21 protein-coding genes are annotated in these 19,212 nt (G+C 66.8%); 6 read left to right on the forward strand and 15 right to left on the reverse strand.

Annotated elements, in window-relative coordinates; translation table 11 throughout:
• Window position 1 precedes the first annotated feature (1 nt).
• The gene (locus ABIB28_RS11800) at window positions 2–1,561 is read right to left on the reverse strand and encodes a hypothetical protein (protein WP_354288272.1); all 1,560 of its coding nucleotides are present in this window, start codon (window positions 1,559–1,561) and stop codon (window positions 2–4) included.
• Window positions 1,562–1,762: 201 nt separating this feature from the next.
• Here ABIB28_RS11800 and ABIB28_RS11805 point away from each other — a divergent pair, with 201 nt between their 5' ends.
• Together ABIB28_RS11805 and ABIB28_RS11810 are read left to right on the forward strand one after the other, a co-directional pair.
• Window positions 1,763–3,058, forward strand: coding sequence for a glycoside hydrolase family 130 protein (locus tag ABIB28_RS11805; RefSeq protein ID WP_354288273.1), 1,296 nt, complete (start codon window positions 1,763–1,765; stop codon window positions 3,056–3,058).
• 63 nt (window positions 3,059–3,121) lie between these two features.
• Entirely contained in the window at window positions 3,122–3,742 is a 621-nt protein-coding gene (locus tag ABIB28_RS11810) for a retropepsin-like aspartic protease family protein (protein ID WP_354288274.1), read from the forward strand.
• 117 nt (window positions 3,743–3,859) lie between these two features.
• Here ABIB28_RS11810 and ABIB28_RS11815 read toward each other — a convergent pair whose 3' ends face one another.
• The 3 genes from ABIB28_RS11815 to ABIB28_RS11825 all read right to left on the reverse strand — a co-directional run bounded on the left by ABIB28_RS11815 (window position 3,860) and on the right by ABIB28_RS11825 (window position 6,583).
• Window positions 3,860–4,648, reverse strand: coding sequence for an SDR family NAD(P)-dependent oxidoreductase (locus ABIB28_RS11815; RefSeq protein ID WP_354288275.1), 789 nt, complete (start codon window positions 4,646–4,648; stop codon window positions 3,860–3,862).
• Between the two features lie 167 nt (window positions 4,649–4,815).
• Window positions 4,816–5,961, reverse strand: coding sequence for an acyl-CoA dehydrogenase family protein (locus ABIB28_RS11820; RefSeq protein ID WP_133190323.1), 1,146 nt, complete (start codon window positions 5,959–5,961; stop codon window positions 4,816–4,818).
• Window positions 5,962–6,103: 142 nt separating this feature from the next.
• Window positions 6,104–6,583: a hypothetical protein gene (locus ABIB28_RS11825; RefSeq protein ID WP_354288276.1), complete on the reverse strand. Its 480-nt coding sequence runs from the start codon at window positions 6,581–6,583 to the stop codon at window positions 6,104–6,106.
• A gap of 204 nt (window positions 6,584–6,787) precedes the next feature.
• Between ABIB28_RS11825 and ABIB28_RS11830 the strand changes: the two genes are divergently transcribed.
• On the forward strand, window positions 6,788–7,315 hold the full coding sequence (locus ABIB28_RS11830; RefSeq protein WP_354288277.1) for a CHAP domain-containing protein: 528 nt from the start codon (window positions 6,788–6,790) through the stop codon (window positions 7,313–7,315).
• A 32-nt stretch (window positions 7,316–7,347) separates the two neighbouring features.
• On the opposite strand, the gene msrB is transcribed toward ABIB28_RS11830, so the two are convergent.
• Complete coding sequence (gene msrB, locus ABIB28_RS11835) at window positions 7,348–7,839, reverse strand: peptide-methionine (R)-S-oxide reductase MsrB (RefSeq protein ID WP_189677130.1); 492 nt, start codon at window positions 7,837–7,839, stop codon at window positions 7,348–7,350.
• A gap of 134 nt (window positions 7,840–7,973) precedes the next feature.
• Here msrB and ABIB28_RS11840 point away from each other — a divergent pair, with 134 nt between their 5' ends.
• Entirely contained in the window at window positions 7,974–8,258 is a 285-nt protein-coding gene (locus ABIB28_RS11840) for a hypothetical protein (RefSeq protein WP_133190315.1), read from the forward strand.
• Between the two features lie 65 nt (window positions 8,259–8,323).
• Here the strand turns inward: ABIB28_RS11840 and ABIB28_RS11845 are convergent, their stop codons facing one another.
• The 3 genes from ABIB28_RS11845 to ABIB28_RS11855 are packed head-to-tail and all read right to left on the reverse strand — an operon-like array spanning window position 8,324 to window position 11,771.
• A complete protein-coding gene (locus tag ABIB28_RS11845) occupies window positions 8,324–9,553 on the reverse strand; it encodes a cytochrome P450 (RefSeq protein WP_354288279.1) in 1,230 nt (409 codons plus the stop codon).
• A gap of 29 nt (window positions 9,554–9,582) precedes the next feature.
• Complete coding sequence (locus ABIB28_RS11850; protein ID WP_354288280.1) at window positions 9,583–10,839, reverse strand: ABC transporter permease; 1,257 nt, start codon at window positions 10,837–10,839, stop codon at window positions 9,583–9,585.
• Window positions 10,836–11,771: an ABC transporter ATP-binding protein gene (locus tag ABIB28_RS11855; protein ID WP_354288282.1), complete on the reverse strand. Its 936-nt coding sequence runs from the start codon at window positions 11,769–11,771 to the stop codon at window positions 10,836–10,838. The genes ABIB28_RS11850 and ABIB28_RS11855 overlap by 4 nt, the downstream gene beginning before the upstream one ends.
• Before the next feature lie 104 nt (window positions 11,772–11,875).
• Between ABIB28_RS11855 and queG the strand changes: the two genes are divergently transcribed.
• Entirely contained in the window at window positions 11,876–12,940 is a 1,065-nt protein-coding gene (gene queG, locus ABIB28_RS11860) for a tRNA epoxyqueuosine(34) reductase QueG (RefSeq protein ID WP_354288284.1), read from the forward strand.
• A gap of 205 nt (window positions 12,941–13,145) precedes the next feature.
• On the opposite strand, the gene ABIB28_RS11865 is transcribed toward queG, so the two are convergent.
• Together ABIB28_RS11865 and ABIB28_RS11870 are read right to left on the reverse strand one after the other, a co-directional pair.
• Window positions 13,146–13,511: a hypothetical protein gene (locus tag ABIB28_RS11865; protein WP_133190307.1), complete on the reverse strand. Its 366-nt coding sequence runs from the start codon at window positions 13,509–13,511 to the stop codon at window positions 13,146–13,148.
• Window positions 13,508–14,188 (reverse strand): EI24 domain-containing protein, encoded by a 681-nt coding sequence (locus tag ABIB28_RS11870; protein WP_354288285.1) that lies wholly within the window; start codon window positions 14,186–14,188, stop codon window positions 13,508–13,510. The genes ABIB28_RS11865 and ABIB28_RS11870 overlap by 4 nt, the downstream gene beginning before the upstream one ends.
• Before the next feature lie 129 nt (window positions 14,189–14,317).
• Between ABIB28_RS11870 and ABIB28_RS11875 the strand changes: the two genes are divergently transcribed.
• On the forward strand, window positions 14,318–15,316 hold the full coding sequence (locus tag ABIB28_RS11875; RefSeq protein WP_354288286.1) for an adenosine kinase: 999 nt from the start codon (window positions 14,318–14,320) through the stop codon (window positions 15,314–15,316).
• A 97-nt stretch (window positions 15,317–15,413) separates the two neighbouring features.
• Here ABIB28_RS11875 and ABIB28_RS11880 read toward each other — a convergent pair whose 3' ends face one another.
• The 5 genes from ABIB28_RS11880 to hisF form a co-directional block, all read right to left on the reverse strand.
• The gene (locus ABIB28_RS11880) at window positions 15,414–16,952 is read right to left on the reverse strand and encodes an amino acid permease (protein ID WP_133190301.1); all 1,539 of its coding nucleotides are present in this window, start codon (window positions 16,950–16,952) and stop codon (window positions 15,414–15,416) included.
• 124 nt (window positions 16,953–17,076) lie between these two features.
• Window positions 17,077–17,454 carry a histidine triad nucleotide-binding protein gene (locus tag ABIB28_RS11885; protein ID WP_322160677.1) on the reverse strand — a complete coding sequence of 126 codons (378 nt, stop codon included), beginning with the start codon at window positions 17,452–17,454 and terminating at the stop codon, window positions 17,077–17,079.
• A 124-nt stretch (window positions 17,455–17,578) separates the two neighbouring features.
• The gene (locus ABIB28_RS11890; protein WP_133190297.1) at window positions 17,579–17,902 is read right to left on the reverse strand and encodes a phosphoribosyl-ATP diphosphatase; all 324 of its coding nucleotides are present in this window, start codon (window positions 17,900–17,902) and stop codon (window positions 17,579–17,581) included.
• Between the two features lie 31 nt (window positions 17,903–17,933).
• Window positions 17,934–18,122: a hypothetical protein gene (locus ABIB28_RS11895; RefSeq protein WP_354288288.1), complete on the reverse strand. Its 189-nt coding sequence runs from the start codon at window positions 18,120–18,122 to the stop codon at window positions 17,934–17,936.
• 208 nt (window positions 18,123–18,330) lie between these two features.
• Window positions 18,331–19,101, reverse strand: a complete 771-nt coding sequence (hisF, locus tag ABIB28_RS11900; RefSeq protein ID WP_354288289.1) for an imidazole glycerol phosphate synthase subunit HisF — start codon at window positions 19,099–19,101, stop codon at window positions 18,331–18,333.
• Window positions 19,102–19,212 lie beyond the last annotated feature (111 nt).

Raw genomic sequence — 19,212 nt, forward strand, 5'->3', positions numbered from 1 at the left:
GTCAGGCGACTGGCGTCGGAGATGGGCCGCGCGGCGTGGCGGCGGGGCGCACGTTGAAATCGTCGAGCGCGGGCGCGTAGCTGTCGGGCAGCGGGCGCCCGAATTCGGTGAAGCTGCGACGGACGTCGGTGCGCGATTCGATCCGGCGCAGCATCTGCTCGGTGAGCGTCAGCGCGGGCAGCGCCTGCTTCGCACGATAGCGCGCGGTTTCGAGTGCGACGAGTGCATCGTTCCGCGTGTCCGGATCACGGACGGTGGCGATCCAACGGGCGGCTTGCTCGTCAATCGGCGCGACGCAGGCGACGGCATAGTCGCCTGCGGTTTTGGCGGTGGGATAGACGCTGCGGAGCCGTGCGAGCTGCGCCACGGCCTGGTCGTGCTTGCCGAGCCCCTGCAACGCGCACGCGCGCAGGGCGACGAAATAGCCTGCCGCGACCGGGCTTTCGAGCGTGTCTGCGCTTGGCGGATGGCGGTCGAGCATCGCGATTGCGCCGCCAAAGTCCTGCGCCAGAAGCAATTGCATGACCAGATTGGGGACGATGTTCTCGATCCCCGATTCGGGTTGCGCCGGGGCATCGACCGCGGCGCGCATCCGTCGGATGCCCTCGGCGCGATCCCCCGCTTCCGCCAGCCAGCGGCCCTGTTTGAGCACCGCCATGCTGCGCACCCACTTATCTTTGTTCGCCGCGTCGGTCTGCAACCATTGCTCGATCAGCGTGATCGCCTCGCCGCGGTGACCCGTGTCGACCAGCGCTTGCGCGTAGGCGAGCCGGGCTTCCGGGGTTTCGCTGGTTTCGAAGGTCGCGCGCGCCGCCGCCAGCAACGCGCCGCGCTGGACCGACAGATCATTGCCCGCCCACTCCCCGATCGCGGGCCAGATCGGCGCATAGCGGCGATCGACGAGCATCGCGACGCCAGCGTGCGGGCTCAGCACCGAGGGCAGGAGTTGCGTCGCGGTCGCCGCATCGCCGGTTCGCAAACGGTACAGGATGGCAGTCTGGGTATAGTGCGAAAACACGCCCGGATTGTCGCGCGGATAGCCCGCGCCGACCAACGCATCGATCATCGTGTCGGCGAGATCGCCCTTCCCGACATAGGCCAATTGGCGCAACACCGTGGCCATTGAATCGGCATCGATATGGTCCAGCGCGGACGCCTTGAGCTTGGCGGCGCGGATGATCAGCTGCGCGGCCTCCACCGGGCGCTGGCGGTGCGATTCGTCGAAGGCGATCGGCAGCAGCACATTGGGTTCGTCGGGCAGCAATTGGCGGCACTGGTCGAAACCGAGGCGGGCTTCGTCGTCACGGTGCAATTGACCGAGCACCGCGGCGCGGCCGCACAGCACGTGCCCGCGAAGCGGGGTCGGCTGTGGGAGAAGCGCCAGCGCGCGATCGAACAGGATGAGGCGCGCGGCATCGTTCGGCGCTGCGCCGAGCTGATTGAGCACTGTCAAAGCGGGCTGCTCGGCGACGAGCGGTGCCGGCTCGACCAGTTGCGCATATAATGGCGCGGACAGTGCGACGAGACCGATACCCGCTGCAAAGATTCGGTAGGTGATCATCCGGCTGCCCCCAACGCCCGGCATTTCACGAGCGACGCGATGGTGGCATGGCACGCGGATGCGTCACAAGATCCGAATCCGGGCTAAGTACCGCTGCACAGCGTAGTATTTTGATTCTCCGCTGATCTGGATCAACCGTGATCCTCGCACGTTGGCGCGGTTCTGGTGGGATAGTCTGCCGTTTCCTCCAAGGGAGTTGCCATGCCGGACGCACACCCGATTCTCGACCATGCCGATGTCATCCTCCGTCCCGATCCGTCGCGAACGGTGGTGCGGCCGTTCAGCCTCGAATATCCCAAGGCATTCCAGGTCGAGGGGCAAAGCCGCACGCAGGCGATCGTCGACCGCGTGATGACGCTCGACGCTGCGGGGCTCGCCGCTGAGCTTGCCATCACCACCGATTCGCTCGACGAGCGGCACCGCGATGTCGATGCGATGCTGGTGCGGCGCTATGAGGAAATCGCCGTAACGCTGGCCGAGCGGCCGACCGCGAACACCGCGCAGCAGCGCTTGATCGGTGCCTATTTCAGCGAAGAATATTCGTACGAAGCCGCCGCCTTGTTCAACCCGAGTGCGGTCCTCGCGCACGACCAATCGACGGCGCCGGAGGGGGGCGTACGCTTCATCGTGTCGCTGCGCGGCATCGGCGAGGGCCATGTCTCGTCGGTGGCGTTCCGGTCGGGCAGCTGGGTCCCTGGCGGGCGGATCGCGATCGACCCGCCGAGCCTGGTCGCGGTACCGCCGATCATTGAGGGCGACAGCGTCGCCGCGGGCGCCGTGGTGACGCTCCGCGTCGATCGCAGCCGCGACATTTCGGAAACCGTGCTGTTTCCCGTGCTGCCGAGCCAGCATCAGGGGATCGAGGATCTGCGGCTGGTGCGCTTCACCGAAGACGATGGCACGACGACCTATCACGGGACCTACACCGCGTTCAGCGGCTCGACCGCGCGGCCCGAATTGCTGTCGGGCGACGGATCCGAAACCTTTATCATGCGCGCGCTGACCGGCGATGCGGCGGGGGCCAAGGGCATGGCGCTGTTCCCGCGGCGCGTGGGCGGGCAATATATCATGCTCGGGCGACAGGACAGCGAGAGCATCTGGCTGCATCGCTCCGACGACATCCTGCACTGGGAAGGCGGCGGCAAGATCGTCAGCCCGCGATATCCGTGGGAATACGTCCAGATGGGCAATTGCGGCTCGCCGATCGAGGTCGACGAAGGCTGGCTGGTGTTCACGCACGGCGTAGGCACGGTGCGCAATTACTGCGTCGGGGCGTGTCTGCTCGACAAGGCCGATCCGTCGAAGCTGCTCGCGCGCACGCCCGAGCCGATCCTTCGCCCGAGCCCCGACGAGCGCGACGGTTATGTGCCCAATGTGGTGTACAGCTGCGGCGCGCTCGCGCTCGGGCGTGATATTCTGTTGCCCTATGGCGTCGCCGACAATTTCACCGCCTTTGCGACGACGACGGTCGATCGGCTGCTGTCTGCGATGGAGTGACTCGGGCGGACATATGCAGCGGTCAGCCTTCATAAACGCAGGCCCGCATATTATATTGCGATCGTGACCGATCTCTCCCGTCTTGGCCCGCACGCGCCGCTGTACCTGCTGATTGCCGGCGTCGTGGCGATACTCTTCCTGGCGCGGCGCGTGCCGGTGTTCGGGCGCGTGCTGTCGTTCGCCATGACCGTCGGCGCGGTCGTCGTGGTCGCGCTGCTGTTCGCCGAGCGCGCGCAGTTCGATCCGATGTTCGCGCGGATGGCGCAGCGCTTCCAGATCGGCGGGCAGCAAGTCGTCGGCAAGGAAATGCGCGTGCCGATGGCGAGCGACGGCCATTTCTGGGTGCGGGTGAAGCTCGGCGCGATCGAGCGGCGGATGCTGGTCGACAGCGGCGCGACGGTGACCGCGATCTCGGCCGATACCGCCGCCGCCGCTGGGATCGAGCCGAACGATTCGCTCATGCCGGTGGTGATGCAGACCGCGAACGGCAACGTCGCCGCGCAGACCGCGACGGTCCCCGTGCTGCGGATCGGCAACGTCGTCGCGCGCGACCTGCCGGTGGTGGTGTCACCAGCGTTCGGCGACATGAACGTCGTGGGGATGAACTTCCTGTCGCGGCTGAAATCGTGGCGGGTCGAGGAAGGCGTGCTGATCCTCACGCCGCATCATCCGCAGACGAGCTAACCCAACCGTCACCCCGGCCTTGTGCCGGGGTCTACCAGGCCTCGAGCGTATCGACCGATGTCAAAGGCTGGCGGCGCTGCACGGTGGACCCCGGCACAAGGCCGGGGTGACGATGCCTTACGCGTCGATGCTTGTCCCCAATGCGGCATGCACCAGCCCGCCGTCGACCGTGATCGTATCACCGATCACATAATCCCCGGCGCGCGACGCGAGGTAGATCGCCGCGCCCGCCATATCCTCGTCGACGCCGATGCGCTTGGCCGGAATGCTCTGCGCGATCGCCGAGCCATGATCGCGCGCGGCCTTGTTCATCTCGCTGGCAAACGCGCCCGGCGCGATCGAGGTGACGTTGATATGATCGGTGACGAGCCGCGCCGCCATCCGTTTGGTGAGATAGATCAGCGCCGCCTTCGATGCCTGGTAGCTGTACGTCTCCCACGGGTTGAGCCGCTGGCCGTCGATCGAGGTGATGTTGATGACCTTGGCGGGTTGCCCTGCGCTCGCGGCGGCCTTGAGCGGTTCGAACAGCGCCTGCGTCAGGAAGAAGGGCGATTTGACGTTGAGGTCCATCACCTTGTCCCAGCCTTTTTCCGGGAACGCCTCGAACGGCTCGCCCCAGGCGGCGCCGGCATTGTTGACGAGGATGTCGAGCCGGTCGGTGTGTTCGGCGAGTTGTGCGGCGAGCGCCTTGCAGCCCGCGACGGTCGACACGTCCTGCGGCAGCGCGATGCACTTCTCGCCGAGCTCCTTGGCGGTCTCGAAACAGGCATCGGCCTTGCGCGCCGAGATGTAGACGGTCGCGCCTTGCGCGATGAAGCCCGCCGCGATCATCTTGCCGATGCCGCGCGAGCCCCCGGTGACGAGCGCAACGCGTCCGTCGAGGCGGAACAGGGTATTGGTGTCCATCATCTTCTCTCCTGATTTTTTCTTGCTCCCCTCCCGCTTGCGGGAGGGGCTGGGGGAGGGGCGTGCCTCAAGCGCGGCGCTTGCCGTCACTGCCCTCCCCTAACCCCTCCCGCAGGCGGGAGGGGGATTTGGTTGTGCGCCTTAAACGGCGGCGGCTTGCGACGAGCTCAGCCGCCGCGCTTGATCGTCTCGCGCGCGATGATGATTTGCTGGATCTGGCTGGTGCCCTCGTAGATGCGGAACAACCGGACGTCGCGGTACAGCCGCTCGATCCCGTAATCGGCGATGTAGCCCGCCCCGCCGAAAATCTGCACCGCGCGGTCCGCCACGCGGCCGACCATCTCGCTCGCATAATATTTGGCGGCGGCCGATTCCATCACGACGTCCTTGCCGGCGTCCTTGGCAGCCGCAGTCTCGAGCACCATCGCGCGCGCAACCAGCGCCTCGGTCTTCGAATCGGCGAGCATCCCTTGGATCAACTGGTGCTCGGCGATCGGCTTGCCGAACTGCGTGCGCGTCGTGGCATAGGCGACGCAATCGGCGATCAGCCGCTCGGCCACCCCGACGCACACCGCCGAAATGTGCAACCGCCCACGGTCGAGCACGCGCATCGCGATCTTGAAGCCCTCGCCCTCGGCGCCCAAGCGGTTCTCTGCAGGGACGACGACATCGTCGAACACTACGTCGGCGACCTTGGCGCCCTTCTGCCCCATCTTCTTCTCAGGATGTCCGATCGACACGCCCGCCAAATCGCGCGGCACGAGGAAGGCCGAGACGCCACGCGCTCCGGGTGTGTCGCTGGTCCGCGCCATCACGGTGAAGAGGTCGGCCTTGTCGGCATTGGTGATGTAGCGCTTGGTGCCGTTCAGCCGGTACGACTGCCCGTCGAAGGTCGCGCGCGTCTTCACCGCGCCCGAATCCGATCCGACGTCGGGCTCGGTCAGCGCGAAGCTGGTGATGATCTCGCCGCTCGCGATGCGCGGAAGCCATGCCGCTTTCTGCTCGGCATTGCCCGCCATCACGAGCCCCTGCGAGCCGATCCCGACATTGGTGCCGAAGGTCGAGCGGAAGGCAGGCGTGGTGCGACCGAGCTCGATCGCGACCTTGGCCTCTTCGAGCATCGTCAGGCCGAGACCGCCATATTCCTCGTCGATCGACAGGCCGAACAGCCCCATCTCGCGCATGTCCTGCACGACATCGGCTGGGATCGCATCGGCTTCCTCGACCGCGGCTTCGAGCGGGCGGAGCCGTTCGGCGACGAAGCGGCGTACCGTGTCGATCAATGCGTCGAAGGTTTCGGGGTCGAGTGCCATGGGTCCGCCATCTGCCGTTTCTGTGCAGGGACGCGATGCCCGATCCGGGCGCGGCTCGCAAACCCGAAATTCAAAAGCGCGGCGTGTCGCGCGTTTCGTAGCTGTGAAGCGCCATACTAGGCTACCAAACGATCGTTGGGCGTCAACCCGCCGATGGCTGGACGAAGCCGCTCAACACCCAGCCCGATTGGCACGGCCCGGCATAAGCGCGCGGACCCGCGAGCGAGGCGGTGACGCCGCAATCGCTGGTCGGCGAGTCGGCGGGCGGTATCACTACGCCTTGCCAGCGCTGATCGAGCGAGCGCGAGCACAGATACATCTTTGCGCCGTCGCCGAGCCGGACGACTTCGTCGGCTTCGGCGAATGGGGCGGTGCGTACCGCAAGATAGCGCTCTCCGGCAGGGGACAGGTTCACCACCTGCCCGACACTGGCACAGGCGCGAAACGCCGGGCCGCCTTCGCCGACACGCACCGGCTGGACGCCCGGCGTGAGCGTCGCAGCGTTCGACTGGTAGAGCGCAGCGTCATCATCGGGCGCAGCCTCGCGCGAGCATCCTGTCAGCGAGGCGCCAACCATCAGCAAGGCAAGCACGAGGCGCGGGCGGGCAGTGGTTGGTTTCATGGTGCGATTCTTAGCCGGGATCGCGTGACTTGGCGAGCGCGCACCGCTGCTCCGGACCGTCGGCGGATGCCGAAACGGGCAGTCATCGTGCGGTCAACTCGCTTCATCGGAAAAGGTTCCGTTCATCGGGGAGACAGGGTTTCCAGCGGCGCGGCGACCTGCTTTGAGACACTCAACGAGTTCAAACGACCTTTGGGGGGTCACATGACATTCAAGGCTTTAGCAGCGCGTTTTGCGCTGGTGGTATCGTGCGCCCTGCTGACGGCGACCCCTGCAATGGCGCAGTTCTGGCAGTGCGCGCCGTTCGCGCGCGAAGTGTCGGGGATCGACCTGCACGGCAACGCGAACACGTGGTGGGGCCAGGCCGCTGGTCGTTATGCGCGTGGCCATGCCCCCAAGGTCGGCGCAGTGCTCGCTTTTTCGGCGACCAGCCGGATGCGCATGGGCCATGTCGCAATGGTCAGCGAAGTGGTGAACGACCGCGAAGTCCTGTTGACCCACGCCAATTGGTCGCGCCGCGGCGGCGTCGAGCATGACGTCCGCGCAATCGACGTCTCGGCCAATGGCGACTGGAGCGAAGTCAAGGTGTGGTACGGCCCGCAGGGTGGCCTCGGTACTTCGGCCTATCCGACCAAGGGCTTCATCTATTCGGCCAAGTCGACCGGCGACGACACGCAGGACCACGCCGCGCCGATGATCATGGCATCGCTGTCGAACGATCGTCACGGCTGATCGACCCCCCGGCCGTAGCCGGGGAGCGGGGGTCAGGCCTTGCCCGGCGTGAAGGTCATCGCCACGCCATTCATGCAATAGCGCAGGCCCGTCGGCTTCGGGCCATCATCGAACACATGGCCGAGATGCCCGCCGCAGCGGCGGCAATGCACTTCGGTCCGCGCCATGCCGAGCGAACTGTCGGTGCGCGACTTGACCGCATTGGCGAGCGGTGCCCAGAAGCTCGGCCAGCCCGTGCCGCTCTCGAACTTGGTCTTCGACGAAAAAGCCGGCAGCGCGCATCCTGCGCACGAGAAGATCCCGGCGCGATGCTCCTTGTTGAGCGGGCTGCTATACGGCGCTTCGGTGCCTTCATGCCGCAGCACGGTATACGCGGCGGGCGAGAGCTTGGCCTTCCACTGCGCATCGCTCAGCGTCAGTTCGAACTTCTCGGGCGGGCCAGCGCTCGCGCCCTTGCAGCCGAACAGCGCGAAGGCGGCGGCACCGGTGCCGGCGAGGGTGAGGAAATGGCGGCGGTCGTGCATCGGTCGGATCCTCTTGGCGTCACAGTCCTTATACGCTCGGACTGCGGGATAGTTACGCGATTTTGCGGTCCCCGGACGCATCGGGTGACGCGCGGATAGGGGAACCCCAAACGATTTCGCGCGCTTCAAGCCGTATGACGATGCAACAGCTCGATCCGCCGCTTCCGGTTCACGTGCTCGACAAGGGGCCAGGCTTTGCCTTTGCCGTGATCGATTACGGCCAGGAGCATAACCTCATCTGGGTCACCGCGATCAACGAGACCGGCGAGATCTGGTGTGCGCCCAATCCCAAGGTCCGCATGCAAGCGAACTGGACGATGGGCCGCAAGGCACCGCCCGCAGTCGTTGCGCGGCAGAATGGCGATTGCTCCGGGGATGCCGAGCCGGTGCGTGCCGAGGCGATTGCCAAGCCGAACTGAGGTGGGCAATCCTCCCTCCCTAAGCCATCACCCCGGGACGATGCTGGGGTGACGGCAGGGTAGGGTCAGTAGCGGCTGATTTCCACCGGCAGCTTGCGATACCCGTGGACGAAGCACGCCGCGACTCGCTCGGGTTCGCCCAGCACATTCACCCGCATCCGCCGCTTCGCCATTTCCTCGAGCAGGATCGCGATCTGCATCTCGGCGAGCCGCGCTCCGACGCAGCGATGGATGCCGTGGCCGAACGCCAGATGGCGTCGTGCGTTGGGGCGGTCGACGATGATCGTGTCGGGATCCTCGAACACGCTCTCGTCGCGATTGGCCGATATATACCAAAGCGCAAGCTTGTCGCCCGCCTTGATCTGCTGCCCCTCGAGCTCGGAATCGACCGTCGCGGTGCGGCGCATGTGCGCGAGCGGCGTCTGCCAGCGAATCACTTCCTGCACCGTGTTCGCGATGAGCGAGGGATCGGCTTCGAGCTTGGCGCGCTGGTCGGGGAACAGGTCGAGCCCATACGCGACCGCGCTCATCGTGTTGCGTGTGGTGTCGTTGCCGCCGACGATCAGCAGGATCAGGTTCCCCAGGAATTCCATCTGGTCCATTTCCGCCATCGCGTCGGAATGGATCATCATCGAGATCAGGTCGGGCGTCGGCGGCTTGCCGATCTTGGCGTTCCAGAGGTTCTGGAAGTAGCCGCCGCACTCGTACATGTGCTTGAGCCGCTCGATTCGGAGCTCCTCATTCTTGACGACCTCGATATCGCCCGCCCAGTCCGACCAGAAGGTCAGCTTGCGGCGATCCTCCCACGGAAAATCGAACAGGATCGCGAGCATTTGCGTGGTGAGTTCGACCGAGACGGTGTCGACCCAGTCGAACGGCGTGTTCCAGCTGAGCGAATCGAGCACTTCGGCGGTCCGCATGCGGATATTGTCGCTCATCCGCACCATCTCGGACGGCGTGAAGGCGGGCGCGACGGTGCGGCGCTGGCCGGTATGCTTTGGCCGGTCCATCGCGATGAACATCGGCATCCGCACGTCGGTCGGGTTGTTCTCAATGAAATCGGCGAGCGTGATCCCACCGGCCTGCGACGAGTAGAGATCGGGCAGCGATTCGACCGTGACGATCGGCTTGTATGTCGACACCGACCAATAGGGGCCGAAGTCCGAATGCTCGACGCGGTGGACTGGCGCGGTCGCGCGCAGCTCGCGGAACGGCGCCTGCCAGACATCGTCCCGGTAGAGTTCGGGTCGACTGACGTCGAACCGATCGATCACGTCCTGCGCCAAAGTCGCCATAGTCCCTCTCCTTTTGGGGGAGTGAACGTCTAACTGACACTCATGTCAACAGTCTTGCGCCGACCGAACAGCCGGCCACTCCCCGATTGCAGCACGCCGCGCCGGAAAGCCCGCGCGCCGACGGTGATCGCGATCGCGACCCATAGCGCTTGCCAAGCGAGGGCTGCGACATGCGGCCATAGCTCGGGCTGGTTCGCGGCATGCGCCGCCATCGCATAGGGTGAGCTGAGCGGGAAGATTTCGACGACCTTGGCGAGCATCGAATCGGGGGCGGCGCTGGCCTTCAACGCAAGCCCGAACATCGCGACCTGGATGATCGTGATCGGCAACGACATCATCTGCAGTTCGCGCGCGGTCGAGGCCTGCGCCCCGACGCCGAGGAACACCGCGCCGAGCAGCAGATACGCCATCGCGAAATAGGCGAAGAACAACAGGAAGAACATCGGCGCACCCACCGCCGGGCCGATCTCGCCGATCGCGGTGGCATAGCGCGCGGGCAGGATGCCGCCGATCTGCGTGACGAGCGTCGTCCAGAAACCGACGAAGAGGATCGCCGAGCCGAACATCCCGAGCAACTTGCCGAAGAACACCGCTTCGAGCGGGACCGCTGCGGCGAGCACTTCGACCACCTTGTTGCTGCGCTCCTCCATCATCGTGCCGACGACCTGGCCGGCGAGCAGCAGGGCGAGGAAGAAGATGCCGAACACGGCGATGAAGGCGGCTTGCTTGTGGCCGCTCTCGGTCGGTGCGGCGCGCGCGATCGAGCTGAGCGTCGCGATGCTGAGCGGCTTGGTCTGCGCCGGGTCGGTGCGCAGCGTCGCCTCGGCGAGCGAGGCGAGATAGCGCGCATCGGCGCGGCCCTGGCCGTCATACAGGATCGTCGGATGGGTCAGGTCGCCGAACAGCGTCGCAGACGCATCGATGCCCTTGCGGCTCTTGAACGCGGCGCGCGCCTGGGCCTCGGGATCGGCGGCTGGTGCTTCGATCGCTAGCAGGGGCGGGCGGTCACCGCGCGCGAAGGCATCGCGCAGCCGCGCATCGGCCGATCGCATCGCGTCCTGCCGCGCAGGCTCGACGATCGCGACGATCCGCGTCTTCTCGCTCGATCCGCTCGCCACGGTCGACGCCCCCATCCCGCCGACGAGACCGAAGCCGATCGTGAACAGCGGCGAGAGCAGAAACAGCAGGAAGGTCGGCGTGAACACCGTCGCGACGAAATCGCGCCGTGCGATCGTCATCGCCTGGCGGATCGTGCGGCGCGTGTTGCTTATCGGGTGCGCGCTCATGCGGTGTGCTCCGTCGCAGCCTTGGCGGTGTGTCCTGCAGCGCCGACGATCCGCACGAACGCGTCGTGCAAGCCGGGGCGTTCGATCGACAGGCCGGCGATTCCGTGGCCCGCACCGATCAAACGGCTGAGCGCCTGCTCGACCCCGCCATCGGGGACTTCGAACGACCAGCCGTGCTCGCCGTGCCGGGCGTCGGCGGGCAAATGCTGCGCGATCGTCGGATCGTCGCGCTCGGGGACATAGTGCGCGCGCATCGGGAGCATCCCGCGCGCGTTGGCGACGGTGCCCTCGAAGCGGCGTTTGCCGCCGGCGATAATCGCGAGCCGGTCGCACAGCCGCTCGGCATGCGCCATCACGTGCGTCGAAAAGAGCACCGTCGCGCCGCGATCGCGCTCGGCGAGGATCAGCGCTTCGAGCCGCTCCTGGTTGACCGGGTCGAGCCCCGAAAAGGGTTCGTCGAGCACGAGCAGATCGGGCTGGTGGACGACCGAGCCGAGCAGCTGGACGAGCTGCGCCATGCCCTTCGACAGTTTGCGGATCTTGGTGTCGACCGCATGGCCGAGCCCCGCCGCCTCGAGCAGTTCGACCGCGCGCTTGCGTCCGGTCTTGAGATCGAGCCCGCGTAAAGCACCCATGAAGGCGACCGCCTCCTTGGCGCGCATCGCCGGGTAGAGCCCGCGTTCTTCGGGGAGATAGCCGACGCGGTCGCTCGCATCGCGCGGGCGATCGTGGCCGAGCAGCGTGCGGCTGCCGCCATCGGGCTCGATGATGCCGAGCAGCATCCGCAGCGTCGTCGTCTTGCCAGCACCATTGGGGCCGAGCACGCCGTAGATCGCGCCCTTGGGCACCGCGATGTCGACGCCGTCGACGACGCGCCGTCCGCCGAAATTCTTGATCAGGCCGGAGGCGCTGACCGCCAGATGATTGTCCAAGAAGACCCCCGCCGCGTGGCCCCGATACGGAGCGCTGTGTTAGCTGTGTAGTATAGCGCGCCGGGCTTCGACAAGCGCGGCGCGAACACGCTATGTGGGCGACAATGGTTGACGCTTTGCCCCTCGAACAGCGCCTTGCGGCAAAAGCGCGCGAATTCGGTTTCGTCGCGTGCGGGGTCGCCGCGGCGGACGCTGCGCCCAGAACCGCCGAGCGGTTGCAGCAATGGCTGCGCGAGGGTCTCCACGGCGGGATGATCTGGATGGAGGAGCGCGCGCACCACCGCGAATCCCCCGCCGGGCTGTGGCCCGAGGTGAAGAGCGTGATCGCGCTCGGGATGAGCTATGCCCCGGCGACCGATCCGCTCGCATTGGCGGGCGAGGGCGGGGTAGGGCGGATCTCGACCTATGCGCAGGGCGGCGATTATCACGATGTGGTCAAGCGCGCGCTGAAGGCCCTCGCGCGCTGGCTGGTGGCGGAGGCGCCGGGGATCGACCTCAAGGTGTTCGTCGATACCGCGCCTGTCATGGAAAAGCCGCTCGCCGAGGCGGCGGGGCTGGGGTGGCAGGGCAAGCATACCAATCTGGTGAGCCGTAGCGAGGGCAGCTGGCTGTTCCTCGGCGCGATCTACACGACGCTCGACATCGCCGCCTTCGGGACGCTTCCGCCACCGGTCGCCGATCACTGCGGATCGTGCGACGCGTGCCAGCGCGCGTGCCCGACCGATGCCTTCCCCGCGCCCTACCGGCTCGATGCGCGACGCTGCATTTCGTACCTGACGATCGAACATGCCGGGCCGATCCCGCTCGAATTCCGCAAGGGTATCGGCAACCGCATCTACGGCTGCGACGATTGTCTCGCGGTCTGCCCGTGGAACAAGTTCGCCGCCGCTGCGCACGCCAACCGCGCCTTCCTGCCGCGCGCCGAACTGGTCGCGCCCGAACTCGCCGACCTGCTTGCGCTCGACGATGCGGGGTTTCGCCAGGTGTTCGCCGGCTCGCCGATCAAGCGCATCGGGCGCGACCGAATGGTGCGCAACTGTCTGATCGCGGCGGGCAATAGCGGCGATGCGGGATTGCGCGCGCAGGTCGCTGGACTGCGCGACGATCCGAACCCCGTCGTGGCGGAGGCGGCGGAGTGGGCGTTCGCGGCGCTAGCCACCGCGTCATAGCGCGCTCCCCCACCGTTCTCAGCGCGCTCCCCCACCGTTCGCACTGAGCTTGTCGAAGGGCTGACCTTCTTGCCACCGTCGAAAGAGAGAACAGTGCTTCGACAAGCTCAGCACGAACGGGATGGGGTAACGCGCGCCAACCGGGGCGTGGGGGGACGCACGGATGAAGTAGGCGGGATCGACGTACCTCCCGCTCGCTTGAGCCTTACTTCCGCCGCCCGACTTGCAGCGCTCCGACGCAGCTCGCGCGGTCGATCGGCGAGCCGTCGGTCTGGCGCGCATCGAGATAGGTGACGACCGGCTCGGACTTGCCGCTCGGGTAGAGATAGGCGTCGAGCACGCAGGTCGCGTTGTTGAATTGCAGCTTGCGCGCTGTCCCCTCGCGGACATCGGCGACGGGTGCGCCGAACAACCCGGTGAGGTGCGCTGCGGTCGCGCCGATCACGCCGCCGAGCCCCGCCGTGCCCGTTGGGATCGGCACCATTGCGGGCCGCGCGGCGGGTGTCGTCGCTGTGCTCGCGGCGCAGCCCGACAGCGCCAGCCCCACCAGAATTGCACCAAAAAGCTTCATGTCGTTCGCCCCGAATGGAACAGATGCGTCGCCATCGCCGCGCCGAGGATCGGCACGAAGAGGTTCGCAATCGGAACCATGAACAGGGCGGTCCCCGCAACCCCCAGCGCGAAGCGGTCGACCGCGCCCGTCTTGCGCCAGTCTCGCATCAGCGCAGGCGGCACGTGCCGCGCCGCGACGAGCTCGCCGAGATCGCGCCCGAGCAGCCAGCCATTGACCAGGAAGAACAGCAGCCACGTGCCGACGCCGGTGACGAGCAAGGCGATATAGACTGGCGCGAGCACAAGATTGACCAGGATCGCGCGCGCCGCCGAACGCAGGCCGAGCCCGGCACCGCGCAGGGGCGAGACGCTGCGCGCGGTCTCGAGCGCTTGCGGGTAGTGCCGCGCCTCGACCGCGACGACGACATCGTCGGCAAACGCCATCATCACCGCGATCGCGATCGCGCGGAACAGCAGCCAGCTGATCCCGAACGCGGCGAGCAGCGCGACCGCGCCCAGCACGCCGCCGGCCGCCGGATCCCAACCCCGCTCCGCCGCCGCTTCCGTCGCGCCATACCACAGCGCGACGCCGAGCGCGGCGATCAGCACCACGGTCAGTGCGAGCGACTTGAGGAACACCGCGACGATCTTGCGATCACCGAGCTGGCCGAGCGAGAGGAGGAGCGCACGCAACATGGGGCTGGTCCTAGCCGCCTCCCACGGGCCCGTCACCCCGCGCTTGCTCCCGGCCACGGAGAGTTGCGCGCGCCGCACCCCCCCGGTACGGCGCGGCAACGCTATTTTTTTCAGAAATCGGAGATTCCCGTGACCGAGCCCACTTATGACGTCGTCGCGATCGGCAATGCCATCGTCGACGTGCTGTCGCAGTCGACCGATGCCTTCCTCGCCGAAGCCGCGATGACCAAGGGCTCGATGCAGCTGATGTTCTCGCCCGAGGAGGCCGATGCGCTCTACGCCAAGATGGGCCCGGGGATCGAGGCGAGCGGCGGCTCGGCGGCGAACACCGTCGCCGGCATCGCGGCGATGGGCGGCAAGTGCGGCTTTATCGGCCAGGTGGCGAAGGACGAGCTTGGCGACATCTTCGCGCACGACATCCGCGCGGTGGGGATCGACTTTACGACGGCTGCGCGCGACGGCGACCCGACGACGGCACGCTGCCTGATCTTCGTCACGCCCGACGGCCAGCGCACGATGAACACCTTCCTCGGCGCGTCGCAGTTCCTGCCCGAGGCAGCACTCGACCGTGACCTGATCGCCAATGCCGCGATCCTCTATCTCGAGGGCTATCTGTGGGATCCCGAGGAACCACGCCAGGCGATGCGCGCTGCGATCGACGTGGCGCGGGCAGCGGGCCGCAAGGTCGCCTTCACGCTCAGCGACGTGTTCTGCATCTCGCGCCACGGCGGCGATTTCCGCCAGCTGATGGCCGATGGCCTGATCGACATCATGTTCGCGAACGAAGCCGAGATCACCGCGCTGATGGACACGCAGGATTTCGACGCGGCGGTGGCCGAGGCCGCGACGCAGGTGCCGATGCTGGTGGTCACGCGCAGCGAGAAGGGTGCGATCGCTGTCTCTGGCGGGGAGACCGTCAGCGTCGCTGCCGAGCCGATCGAGCGTGTCGTCGATACGACCGGCGCGGGCGATTTGTTCGCCGCGGGGTTCCTGCGCGGCCAGGCACAGGGCAAGAGCATCGCCGATTCGCTCAAGATGGGCGCGGTCTGCGCCGCCGAGATCATCTCGCATTACGGCGCGCGTGCGCAGGTCGATTTGAAGGCGCTGGTGGCGTCGAAGCTGGGTTGAACGGGCACTCCTCCTCCCCCTCGGGGGGGGGGCTCAGACACAAAAAAGGCCGGGGAGCGATCCCCGGCCTTTTTCGTGTCCTACGTGGCGCCTGCCCTTACGGGCGATGCACCGGCGCGACATATTCGCCGAGCTCGGGGCCGTCTTCCTCGTCGAGGCCCTTTGCCAGCCGGCTGTTGTGCATACCGTAGGCGAAATAGAGGATGATCGCCGCCAGCGTGTACCAGGCAAAGAACACCAGCACGCGCGATTCGACCGTGAAGATCAACGCGATGCAAGTGAGGATGCCGACCGCCGGCACCACCGGATAGAGCGGTACGCGGAAGCCGCGCGGGATCTCCGGGTGGGTGCGCCGCAGCCAGATCACCGACAGGCAGACGATCGCAAACGCCGCGAGCGTGCCGACCGAGGTCATGTCGCCGAGCGTGTTGATGTCGAAGAACGCCGCGGCGACCGCGGTGATCAGCCCGACGAGCAGCGTGTTGACCCACGGCGTCTGGAACTTCTTGTGGACCGTCGCGAACACGCGCGGCAGCAGGCCGTCACGCGCCATCGTGTAGAAGATGCGCGTCTGGCCATACATCAGCACGAGCACGACCGAGGTCAGCCCGACGATCGCACCGGCCTTCACCAGCTTTGCGAACCACGCCCATTGCGGGCCGAGCGCGTCGACCGCGACCGCGACGGGATCCGGCACGTCGAGCGTCTTGTAGTTGACGATCAGCGTCATCACGATCGAGACGAGGATGTAGATTGCGGTGCACACGAACAGCGAGCCGAGCAGGCCGATCGGCATGTCCTTGGCGGGGTTCTTGGCTTCCTGGCCCGCGGTCGAGACTGCCTCGAAGCCGATATAGGCGAAGAACACGATCGAGGCGGCGCGCAGGATGCCGCCCCAGCCGAACTCGCCCTTGTCGCCGCTCGCCGGCGGGATGAACGGCTGCCAGTTGGACTTGAGCGTGTCGAAGTGCGCGATCACGAACGCGCCGCAGATGACGATGAAGGCGATGATCACGGTCAGCTTGATCGCGACGATGACGTTGTTGACCTTGGCGCTCTCCGACACGCCGATGATCAGCAATGCGGTCATCGCGCCGCAGATCAGGAAGGCGGGCAGGTTGAAGAGATAGGTCAGCGGCGCGCCGTTGACGATCACGGGGACGAGCTCGCCGCCGACGGCATGCTTGATGACATGGCCGGTCGGACCAGTCAGTTCGACCGGGATGACGAGGCCGAAGTCGCCGAGCAGGCTGACGACATAGCCCGCCCAGCCGACCGCGACGACCGACGCCGCGAGACCGTATTCGAGCAGCAGCAGCGCGCCCATGATCCACGCGGCGAACTCGCCGATCGTGGTGTAGCTATAGGTGTAGGCCGAGCCGGAGACGGGCAGGGTGGAGGACAGCTCGGCGTAGCAAAGGCCGGCGAGCGCGCAGACGAAGCCCGCGATCAGGAACGAGATGAGGACGGCTGGGCCGGCATGGAGCGCGGCGGCGTTGCCGGTCCGCACGAAGATGCCGGCGCCGATGATGCAGCCGATGCCGAGGAACACGAGGTTCCAGGGGCCGAGCGTGCGTTTGAGTTGGCTGGTCTGTGTCTCGCGTTGAACTTGCTCCACGGTTTTTCGGAGCAGCATGCGGTTCAGAATACCCGTAGTGGGCTGTGTCGCCATTCGATAAGTCCCCTGGGCCGGATCGTTGCCGGCGCGAAAGTTTTGGTTGGCGGGAAACCTAACCGCAAAACGTGGGCGCGCAATCCCCTTAGCGCGCCAGCATCGGCCCGAGCGCGCGGCCGGCGAAGATATGGACGTGGAGGTGCGGCACCTCCTGGTGCGAATCGTGTCCGGTATTGGCCAGTAAGCGATAGCCCGGCGCGACGAGCCCGGCATCGCGCGCGACCGTGCCGACCGCGCGAACGAACCCGGCGATCTCGGCGTCGGAGGCTCTCGCGCTGAAATCATCCCACGACACATAGGCGCCCTTGGGGATCACCAGGATGTGCGTCGGCGCCTGCGGGGCGATGTCGGGAAAGGCGATCGCATAGTCGTCTTCGTAGAGCCGCGTCGCGGGAATCTCGCCGCGCAGGATCTTGGCGAAGATGTTCTGGTCGTCATAGGCTTGCGTCGCGTCGATCGGCATAGTTCCCCTCCCGCTTGCGGGAGGGGTTAGGGGAGGGGCTGTCCTCCCATACCTCCCGCCGGTGCGTGCGACATGCTCTCCCCCAGCCCCTCCCGCAAGCGGGAGGGGAGCAAGAAAGAGCGCGTCAGTCCTTCGTCCGGGCGGCCTTCTCGTCGATTCCCGACACGCCTTCGCGCTGGCGGATTTCGGCGCGGATGTCGTCGAGCGACACGTCGCACTCGGCGAGCAGCACGAGCAGGTGGAACATCAGGTCGGTCGCCTCGCCGACGAGCGCGGCCTTGTCCTCGGTCAGCGCGGCGATGACGGTCTCGACCGCTTCCTCGCCGACCTTCTGCGCGATCTTGCCGCGCCCCTTCGCGAACAGCTTGGCGGTGTAGGAGGTCGTCGGGTCGGCGCCGCGGCGTGCGCGGATCGTTGCCTCTAACGTGTCGAGTGTATCTTCGGCCATCAAAGCGGGCTGGCCCAAGCGGGCGCGCAGGTCAATCCTTGGGCGTGCCGCGCTTGGCGAAGCGCGCGCGCATCGCCAGCCGCACGAACCAGACGCCGAGCGCCGCGACGACGAACAGGACGATGTCGGAGAGTTCGGGTCCGGTGCGAACCTTGACGACACCGCTATGCGGCGCGGCGAGCGCGGGGTTTGCGATCAGCAGGGCGAAGAGGAAGCGCATGCGGGGTGTGTAGCATCGCGCTGTTAAATTTCCGCTTCTTTCGCTCCCCTTGCTTTCCCGTTCTTCTATCTTCCCCGGCGAAGGCCGGGGCCCAGTCGCGAAGGCCCATGCCAGCACGCGCAGCGCTCTCCAACGAACGGCTCGCGACTGGGCCCCGGCCTCCGCCGGGGAAGAAATATAGAAAGAAGGAAGGAAGAAAGTCCCGCGGTCAGCTGGTAACCGGCCGCCGCACCGGTATCCCCGCCGCCGCAAGCGCGGCATGCGCCTCGGCGATGCTGACTTCGCCGAAGTGGAAAATCGACGCCGCCAGCACTGCGCTCGCATGTCCCTCGCTGATCCCCGCGACGAGATCGGCCAGCCCGCCCACGCCGCCCGACGCGACCACCGGCACGCGCACCTGGTCGGCGATCGTCCGCGTCAGCGCCAGGTCGAACCCGCTCTTGGTCCCGTCGCGGTCCATCGAGGTGATGAGCAGTTCGCCCGCGCCGAGCTCGGCAAGGCGCAGCGCATGTGCGACGGCGTCGATCCCGGTCGCCCGCCGGCCGCCATGCGTGAACACTTCCCAGCCGCCATCAACCTTGCGCGCATCGACCGACGCGACGACGCATTGGCTGCCGAACTTGTCGGCGAGCTCGGCCACCAGCTCGGGCCGCGCGACCGCGGCGGAATTGACCGCGACCTTGTCGGCGCCCGCGAGCAGCAGCGCGCGCGCATCCTCGACGGAGCGCACTCCGCCGCCGACGGTCAGCGGCATGAAGCACACTTCTGCGGTGCGCCGCACGACGTCGAGGATCGTGCCGCGCGCCTCATGGCTTGCGCCGATGTCGAGGAAGCAGAGTTCGTCGGCCCCGGCGGCGTCATAGGCACGCGCTTGCTCGACCGGATCGCCGGCGTCCTTGAGGTCGACGAAATTGACGCCCTTGACGACACGGCCGTTGGCGACGTCGAGGCACGGGATGACGCGAGCGCGGACGGTCATGGGCGAGCGGCTTTGAAGAAAAAGAAGATGGGTTCGCGCGGAGGCGCGGAGACGCGGAGGAAAGAAGACGGGTCGCCAAGTCTCTGGCATCCGCGTCGGGCGAAGCGCATT

The organism is Sphingomonas sp. UYEF23, assembly GCF_040546165.1.
In the GTDB taxonomy this organism is placed as follows: Bacteria; Pseudomonadota; Alphaproteobacteria; order Sphingomonadales; family Sphingomonadaceae; genus Sphingomonas; species Sphingomonas glacialis.